This is a genomic window from Pseudomonas sp. PB120, from assembly GCF_009761815.1.
In the GTDB taxonomy this organism is placed as follows: Bacteria; Pseudomonadota; Gammaproteobacteria; order Pseudomonadales; family Pseudomonadaceae; genus Aquipseudomonas.
The window spans coordinates 17917-27420 of sequence record NZ_RWIN01000147.1 but is presented as its reverse complement, the minus strand read 5'-3'; the positions used below and the strand labels follow the sequence as shown (position 1 = coordinate 27420).

Annotated in this window: 3 protein-coding genes; all 3 read left to right on the top strand. The window is 60.3% G+C overall.

Annotation, left to right across the window (positions count from 1 at the left end):
* The first annotated feature begins 219 nt into the window (after positions 1–219).
* From recC to recD, 3 genes are read left to right on the top strand one after another with little or no spacing between them, the layout of a single operon-like run.
* Entirely contained in the window at positions 220–3672 is a 3453-nt protein-coding gene (gene recC, locus EJA72_RS27100; protein WP_157714941.1) for an exodeoxyribonuclease V subunit gamma, read from the top strand.
* Positions 3669–7361 (top strand): exodeoxyribonuclease V subunit beta, encoded by a 3693-nt coding sequence (gene recB / locus EJA72_RS27095; protein ID WP_157714940.1) that lies wholly within the window; start codon positions 3669–3671, stop codon positions 7359–7361. Before recC ends, recB begins: the two co-directional genes overlap by 4 nt.
* Positions 7358–9460 (top strand): exodeoxyribonuclease V subunit alpha, encoded by a 2103-nt coding sequence (recD, locus tag EJA72_RS27090; RefSeq protein WP_157714939.1) that lies wholly within the window; start codon positions 7358–7360, stop codon positions 9458–9460. Before recB ends, recD begins: the two co-directional genes overlap by 4 nt.
* Positions 9461–9504 lie beyond the last annotated feature (44 nt).

Below are 9504 nucleotides of genomic sequence, written 5' to 3'. Positions count from 1 at the left end.
AGTGAAACGATGCATCGCCGATGGTAGTGTGGGGTTTCCCCATGTGAGAGTAGGTCATCGTCAAGATTAAATTCCGAAACCCCAATTGCGCAAGCAGTTGGGGTTTTGTTTTGCCCGCAGGAAAGTTCGTACAGCAACATCCGACCGCTCCCGGCTGCCAGAGTCACCCGACAATGCTAAGGTTCGGCCCTAGCTTTTGCATTTTTCAAAGGAAGCCTTATGCCGGATGCAACGCCTCTCAGTGCAGGTTTTATGGTGGTTCACGGCAACCGCCTGGACGAGTTGCGCAGCCTGGTGGTGAGCTGGATGCGGCGCTACCCGTTGGCTCCCTTGGAAAATGAAATTGCCCTGGTGCAAAGCAATGGCATCGCTCAATGGCTGAAACTGGCGCTCGCTGAAGACCCTGAAGAAGACGACATGGGTGGCTGCGGCATCGCCGCGGCCATCGACGTGCAGCTGCCGGGCAGCTTCATGTGGCAGCTATATCGTATGGTGCTTGGGCGTGATGAAATCCCGATCAAATCCTTGCTCGATAAAGCCCCGTTGACCTGGCGCTTGATGCGCCTGCTTCCTCAGTTGATCAATCAACTGCACTTCGAACCCCTGCAACGCTTCCTTACCAATGACAGCGATTTGCGTAAACGCTATCAGCTGGCAGAGCGGCTGGCGGATCTGTTCGACCAATACCAGGTGTATCGGGCCGACTGGCTCGAAGACTGGGCCGTCGGCCGTCATCAGTTGCGAAATGGCAGGGGCGAAGCAAAACCGCTGACCCCGGCGAACTGCTGGCAGGCGGAATTATGGCGAGCGCTGCTGTTGGATGTCGGGGAACTGGGCATGGCGCAAAGCCGCGCCGGGGTGCACCAACGGTTCATCGAACGCATCAACAGTCTGGACGTGGCGCCTCCCGGTTTGCCATCAAGGTTGATCGTTTTCGGGATTTCTTCGCTGCCCGCTCAGGCTCTGGAAGCACTCGCCGGATTGGCCCGCTTCAGCCAGGTTTTACTGTGCGTCCATAACCCGTGTCGTCACCACTGGGCAGACATCGTTGCGGATAAAGATCTGCTGCGGCATCAGTACAAACGCCAGGCCCGCAAAAGCGGCATGCCCGTGGTACTTGATCCGCAGGCCCTCCACCAGCACGCGCATCCACTACTGGCGGCATGGGGTAAGCAGGGGCGGGACTACATCAATCTGCTCGACAGCTACGATGACCCCAACAGCTATCGTTCGGCGTTTCGCGATGGACGCATCGACCTGTTCAGTGACAGCCAGCCGCAAAGCATGCTCAACGAACTGCAGGACGATATCCTTGAATTACGTCCCCTGAACGAAACGCGTGAGCGTTGGCCAGCCGTCGATCTGAAGCGTGATGAGTCGATCCGTTTTCACATCGCCCACAGTGCTCAGCGTGAAGTGGAGATTCTTCACGACCAACTGCTGGCACGCTTTAGTGCTGACCCGAACTTGAGACCCCGCGATGTCATCGTGATGGTTCCGGACATCGACAGTTACGCCCCACACATTCGTGCAGTATTTGGCCAGCTGGAACGCCACGACCCACGTTTCATACCCTTCACACTCGCAGACCAGGGGCAGCGTGGCCGTGATCCGCTCCTGATCGCTGTCGAACATCTGCTCAAACTGCCAGACAGCCGTTTCCCCGTCAGCGAAATCCTCGATCTGCTGGACGTTCCCGCGCTACGGGCCAGGTTCGGCGTCGAGGAGCGTGATCTTCCGACGTTGCATCGCTGGATCGAAGGTGCCGGCATTCGCTGGGGAATGAACGCAGAGCAGCGCGTAGGCCTTGGACTGCCAGGGGAGCTCGAACAAAACAGTTGGCGTTTTGGCCTGCGACGGATGTTGCTCGGTTACGCCGTGGGCAGTGGCGGTGCGTGTGAAGGCATCGAGCCCTACGACGAGATCGGTGGGCTGGATGCAGCCCTCATCGGTCCCTTGGTCGCGCTGCTCAATGCACTGGAGATTGCCCATCAGGAACTCTCTCAGCCTGCGACGCCCAAACAATGGAGCTTGCGCTTGCAGGCGTTGGTCCAGTTGTTCTTCCAGGCCAGTAACGAGCATGACGATTATTTGCTGACTCAACTCGAGACGTTACGTGAAACCTGGCTTGAGACCTGTGAGTCCGTCAACCTGCAAGACGAATTGCCGCTGACAGTGGTCAGGGAGGCCTGGCTGGCCGGACTCGATCAAGGCCGACTGTCCCAGCGTTTCCTGGCAGGTGCGGTCAATTTCTGCACCCTGATGCCCATGCGTGCGATCCCGTTCAAGCTGGTTTGTCTGCTCGGCATGAATGATGGCGATTACCCGCGTGCGCAACCGCCACTGGATTTCGACCTCATGGGCAGTGATTACCGCCCGGGTGACCGTTCTCGTCGCGAAGATGACCGCTACCTGTTGTTGGAAGCGCTGCTGTCAGCTCGCGAGCAACTGTATATCAGCTGGGTCGGCCGCAGTATTCGCGACAACAGTGAGCGACCCGCGTCGGTTCTGATTGGCCAGTTGCGCGATCACCTCGCCAGCGGTTGGCACCTGGAAGACACCCAGGAAAACCTGCTTGAAGCCATGACCCAGGAACACCCGCTGCAACCGTTCAGCGCCCGCTATTTCCATGAGGGTGATGAGCTGTTCAGCTACGCCAATGAGTGGCAGGTACTGCATCAGACCCGTGAGCACTCGACGGATACCGAGCTGCTTGTTCCTTTCGTTCAGGAGGAACCGCTGAGCCTCGGTCAACTGCAGGACTTCCTGCGAAACCCTGTCCGGCATTTTTTCAGTCAACGGCTGAAAGTGTTTTTCGAAGCGGCGGAAATGCCCTTGGCCGATGAAGAGCCGTTCGTGCTCGATGCGTTGCAACGCTACAGTCTGAGCGACAGTCTGCTCGGCGCGGCGTTGGGACAGCTGGAGGGAAGCGATCAGGCACTCGAGGCACAGGCCAAGCGTCTGCAAAACAGCGGGTTGCTGCCGATGGCCGGTTTTGGTGAGTGCCTTCAGCGAGAGTTGATCGAACCGCTGCCGGATCTGCTGCAGCGCTATCAACAGCTCTTGGCCTTATGGCCGACGCCACTCACCAGCGCGCTGCCTGTGAGCATGGAATTACAGGGGCTGCATCTGGAAGGTTGGCTCAGTGGCCTGCATCAACGCGCCGACGGCAGTCTGCTGTCGATCACGACCATTCCCAACAGCATCGGCTCGATCAAATCTCGTAAATGGCATCGCCTGACGCGGCCCTGGGTCAATCACCTGGTGGCCTGTGCCAGTGGGATGCCAATGAGCACCGCATTGGTGGCCAGTGACGACAGCCTGCTGCTCGGTCCTATCGAGGAGGGCGTAGCGCTACGCATTCTGGGCGAACTGTTGATGGCCTGGAAAACAGGCATGCGACAGCCACTGTCCGTTGCCGTAAAAACAGCGTTCGCGTGGCTGGGGCAAACCGATATGAGCAAAGCCGAGGCCGCTGCCCGCAAAGCCTATGAAGGCGATGGCCAGACCACTGACGGTGAGCGCCGCGAAAGCCCGGCGCTCGCGCGGCAGTTCGCTGACTACGACGCCCTGACCGGCGATGAGACGTTCCCGGATTGGTGCAACGCAATGTACCGGCCGCTGCTCGAAGCCCCATGGCGATCACTGTCCAGCGAGGAGGCGCGCTCATGACCACAAAAACACCATTGGCCCTGTCCTTCCCGTTGCGCGGCAGTCAATTGATCGAGGCCAGTGCAGGGACCGGCAAGACCTTCACCATCTCTGCGCTCTATCTGCGTCTGGTCCTGGGGCATGGCGGCGAGTCGAGCGGTTTTGGACGTGAGCTGTTACCGCCTCAGATCCTCGTCGTGACGTTCACCGATGCGGCGACCAAAGAACTGCGAGAACGAATCCGCACACGTTTGGCCGAGGCCGCACGGTTTTTTCGCGATGAAACACCCGCCCCCGACAGCCTGATCGCAGACCTGCGCGAGCAATACCTTCCCGAGCAATGGTCCGGTTGCGCCAATCGCCTGGACATCGCCGCCCAGTGGATGGACGAAGCCGCCGTCTCCACAATCCACAGTTGGTGTCAGCGCATGTTGCGTGAACACGCGTTCGACAGTGGCAGCCTGTTCACTCAAAGCCTGGAAACCGATCACAGCGATTTGCTGGGCGAAGTCGTGCGTGATTACTGGCGTTTGTTTTGCTATCCGATGCAAGGCGATGCATTGAATTGGGTGCGCGGCAATTGGGGAGGCCCGGCGGCCCTGTTGCTGCGCATACGCGGTTTGTTCGCCAGCGAGCGTGACAGTGTTCAGGGCAAAGAGCCCGCGGAGCTGATCGTCGAGTGCCTGCAGGAACGTCGTGAAGCCTTGCTTGAACTGAAGAAACCGTGGCTCCAGTGGGCTGATGAATTGCTTGCCCTCTGTCACGAGGGTGTCGCGAGCAAAAGCGTCGACGGTCGCAAGATGCAGGCGCGCTATTTCGAACCCTGGTTCGAAAAAATAAAAGCCTGGGCGGATGACGAATCTCTTGAACAATTGGACATCGGAACCGGCTTCACCCGCCTGACCGCCGATGGCATGGCAGAAGCCTGGAAGAAGGGCGAAGTCCCGAATCATCCCGGACTGGACGCGATGCCTGGCCTCAAAACCCGTCTTGATGGATTGCCTACGCCCGATGCTGCGGTCCTGCAACATGCTGCTCAGTGGGTCAGTGCGCGGTTTGAAGAAGAAAAACGTCGTCGCGCAGAAATGGGCTTCGACGACATGCTGTTGCGCCTTGATGCCGCGCTGCAATCCGAGGGCGGTGAGCGTCTGGCGACCCTGATCCGCGAGCAATTTCCGGTCGCGCTGATCGACGAATTCCAGGACACCGACCCGGTTCAATACCGGATATTCGAGAGCATCTATCGCATCGAAGACAACAATCCTGAATGCGGCCTGTTCCTGATCGGTGACCCGAAACAGGCGATTTATGCCTTTCGCGGTGCCGACATCTATACCTATTTGCGCGCCCGCCAGGCGACTGCCGGACGCCTGCATACCCTGGGCACCAACTTCCGCTCCAGTCATGGCATGGTCGGTGCGGTGAACCATGTGTTCGAACGTGCCGAATCCCGTGCGGCGGGGCGTGGCGCCTTCCTGTTTCGTGAAAAGAATGGCGAGAACCCGGTACCGTTCCTGCCCGTCGAATCCCAAGGACGCAAAGAGGTCCTGCACATTGACGGCCAGGTCGTACCGGCTCTGAACACCTGGCATTTACCTTCTGAACAGCCGCTGTCCGGCGCGGTTTACCGGCAGCAACTGGCCGCCGGTTGCGCCAGTGAAATCACCGCGTTGCTCAACGGCGGGCAACAAGGCCGGGCGGGTTTCACGCAGGACGGCAAAGATTTCAGAGGGCTGCGACCCTCCGATATTGCAATCCTGGTTCGCGACGGAAAAGAAGCCCAGGCGGTGCGGGGCGAGCTCGCGGCGCGTGGTGTGCGCAGCGTGTACCTGTCGGACAAGGATTCGGTCTTCGCCGCCCAGGAAGCTCACGACGTGCTGACCTGGCTCAAGGCCTGCGCCGAGCCGGATGTCGAGCGTCCGCTGCGAGCGGCGTTGGCCTGCATCACCTTGAACCTGTCGCTGGCTGAACTGGAGCGGTTGAATCAGGACGAACTGGCCTGGGAAGCGCGGGTCATGCAGTTCCGCAGTTATCGCGAGATCTGGCGCAAGCAGGGCGTTTTGCCGATGCTGCGCCGCTTGCTGCATGACTTCCAGCTGCCCCAGGCATTGATCGCTCGCAGCGACGGCGAGCGGGTATTGACCAACTTGTTGCACCTGTCCGAATTGCTGCAACAGGCGTCCGCCGAGCTCGATGGCGAGCAAGCCCTGATCCGGCATTTGTCCGAGCACCTTGCGTTGTCCGGTCAGGCGGGTGAAGAGCAGATCCTGCGCCTGGAAAGCGACGAGCAACTGGTCAAGGTCGTGACCATCCACAAGTCCAAGGGGCTTGAGTATCCGTTGGTGTTCCTGCCGTTTATCTGCTCGGCGAAGCCTGTCGATGGCAGCCGCCTGCCGTTGCATTATCACGACGCCAGCGGCAAGGCCCAAGTGACGTTGAAACCGACGGCGGAGTTGATTGCTCTGGCGGACGATGAGCGCCTGGCCGAGGATCTGCGTTTGCTGTATGTCGCCCTGACCCGGGCGCAACATGCCTGCTGGCTTGGCGTGACAGACCTCAAGCGTGGCAACAACAACAGCTCGGTGCTGCATTTGTCGGCATTGGGTTATTTGCTGGGCGGCGGCGCAGCGCTGACCGAGTCGGCCGGGTTGATGCACTGGCTGGAGGACTTGCAGCAGGACTGTCCGGCGCTGCACTACGGTCAAATGCCGGAAGCAACTGCCGAGCATTACCATCCTCCGCGTAACGAAGCGATTCTGCTGGCTCCGCTCGTTCCCAAGCGCAAGGCTGCCGAAAACTGGTGGATCGCCTCTTACAGCGCCTTGCGCATCGGCGACAGCCTGAGTGCCGGCACCGATGAAGCCCCGGAAAGTCCCCAGGCGCAAAAGCTTTTCGATGACGAACGACTCGACCCGCAAGCCCCAAGGGAGCTGGTCACGGGGGGCGCAGATATCCATCGATTCCCCCGTGGCCCGAACCCCGGCACTTTCCTTCATGGTTTGCTCGAATGGGCCGGCAACGAAGGCTTTGCTGCCACGCCAAAAGCCGTCGAGGACGTCATTGGCCGGCGCTGCAATCTGCGTGGCTGGGAAGGCTGGATCACGACGTTGAACGAGTGGCTACAACACCTGCTCAAGTCCCCGCTGCACATCGGCGCCGGGCAAACACCAGTGGTGCTTGAGCAGCTGACCCAATACCGCGTCGAGATGGAATTCTGGTTCGCCAGCCATAAGGTCGACGTACTCAAGCTCGATGAACTGGTGCGGCAACACACCCACAACGGCGTACCTCGGGTGGCCGCCGAACCGGTGTTGCTCAATGGCATGTTCAAGGGCTTCATCGATTTGACGTTCGAGCACGACGGCCGCTATTACGTGGCCGACTACAAATCCAACTGGCTGGGCGCTGAGGATGCGGCCTACACCGAGCAGGCCATGGAGCAGTCGATCCTCGACAACCGTTATGACCTGCAATACGTGCTGTACGTGTTGGCCCTGCATCGCCAGCTCAAGGCACGTCTGGTGGATTACGACTACGACCGGCATGTCGGAGGCGCGATGTACCTGTTTCTACGCGGCACGCGCGCAGCCAGCCAAGGCGTATATTTCGTCCGTCCTCCAAAAACGCTGATCGAACAACTGGACCGGTTGTTCCAAGGCAAACCGGAGCCCAAGGCTGAGCCCGCCTGGGAACAGGGAGTACTGCTATGAGCCGCACCTTCGCCGATTTGTTGCCTACGTCATTGGCGGCTGAAAGCCTGGCGGATCTGGCGCCGTTAAGTCGCGCCGATGACTTGTTGCTGCTGCTCACGCGCTGGGTCGAACGCGGCTGGTTGCGCGCGCTGGACAAGGCCTTCGTGGCTTTCCTGCACGAACTCGCTCCCGATGATGATCCGTTGGTGCTTCTGGCGGCCGCCTTGACCAGTCACCAGTTGGGTCACGGCCATGTGTGCCTGGACTTGTTCGAGACATTGAAAGAACCGGACTTCGCGCTTTCGCTGCCACCGGAAGGCGATGTGCACAGTGAGGCGATGCTGCTGCCATCGCAACTGCTCGAGGCGCTGGACGGTGCTCATTGGTGCAAAGTCCTGGCCGCCAGCAACCTGGTCGCTTTGGCGGTCGATGGTCGTGAGGCCGCACAGCACCGGCCCTTGGTGTTATCCGGCAAACGCTTGTACCTGCGCCGCTACTGGGCGTACGAGCGGCGCATCGACAACGCACTGCGCCAACGCCTGGCGGAGCACGAAACGGTCCCGGGTGATTTGGCCCAGCGCCTGACCGGCCTGTTCGGTCCGGTCAAACCCGGTGCCGTCATCGATTGGCAGAAACTCGCCTGTGCGCTGGCCACCCGCAGTGCCTTCAGTATCGTCACCGGCGGCCCGGGAACCGGCAAGACCACAACTGTCGTGCGTTTGCTGGCATTGCTGCAGGCCCCGGCCGTAGAGGCTGGAAAACCACTGCGCATCCGCCTCGCTGCACCCACCGGCAAAGCGGCGGCACGGCTGACCGAGTCCATCAGTCAGCAGGTGCGGAGCCTGGACGTCTCTGAAGCCATCCGCGAAAAAATCCCGTCGGACGTCACCACCGTGCACCGCCTGCTCGGCAGTCGTCCCGGTACTCGGCACTTCCGTCACCACGCAGGTAACCGCTTGCCGCTGGATGTGCTGGTGGTGGACGAAGCCTCGATGATCGACCTGGAAATGATGGCCAATCTTCTCGATGCGATGCCGGCCCAAGCCCGACTGATCCTGCTCGGTGACAAGGATCAACTGGCATCGGTTGAGGCAGGTGCGGTGTTGGGTGATCTGTGTCGCGATGCCGAAGCGGGTTGGTACAGCCCGCTGACCCGTCAGTGGCTGGAGTCTGTCAGTGGGGAGAGCCTGGATTCCAGCGGTTTGCATGAAGACACCGAAGGCAAGCATCCACTGGCTCAACAAGTGGTGATGCTGCGCCACTCGCGGCGGTTCGGCGAAGGCAGCGGCATTGGCCAATTGGCACGCTGGGTGAACCAGCAGCAGCCTGAAGAGGCTCGCAAGTTGCTGGCGGTTCGGAGCCACGACGATGTGTTCTCTCTGTCGTTAAAAGGGGAACAGGATCGGGCACTGGAGCGTTTGCTGCTTGAGGGGCATGGCGATGGGCCGCAAGGTTATCGGCATTACCTGACGCTGCTGCGAAACGAGCGGCCACCGCTCGATTGTCCGCTCGATGACCCGCGATGGGCTGGATGGGCCAGGCAGGTGTTGCACGCCTTCGACACGTTCCAGTTGTTATGCGCCGTTCGCAAAGGGCCCTGGGGTGTGGAGGGGCTGAATCAGCGCGTGACGGCCGCGTTGCTCAAGGCCCGGCTGATCGACAATGACCAGCAGTGGTACGAGGGGCGGCCGGTGCTGATGACCCGAAACGACTATGGCCTGGGCTTGATGAATGGCGACATCGGTATCGCCCTCCGGTTGCCGGAGCGGGACAACCCTGCCAAGCACGTTCTGCGGGTGGCGTTTCCGCGCAACGACGGCCAGGGCGGGATACGTTTTGTGCTTCCGAGCCGGCTCAATGATGTTGAAACCGTGTACGCCATGACCGTGCATAAATCCCAGGGCTCGGAGTTTGCCCATACCGCGTTGATCCTGCCGGACGCCCTCAACCCGGTTCTGACCAAGGAATTGATCTACACCGGGATTACCCGGGCCAAGGATTGGTTCACCTTGATCGAGCCCAGGAACGGTGTGTTCGAAGAGGCGGTGCGACGAAAAGTGAAGCGCTTGAGCGGTTTGATGCTCGAACTGGAGGACGCTGTCGAACGGGGTGATTGAAAAGGCCGGCGGCCTCGCTGGCGTTCCGGCGCTGTGATATCGTC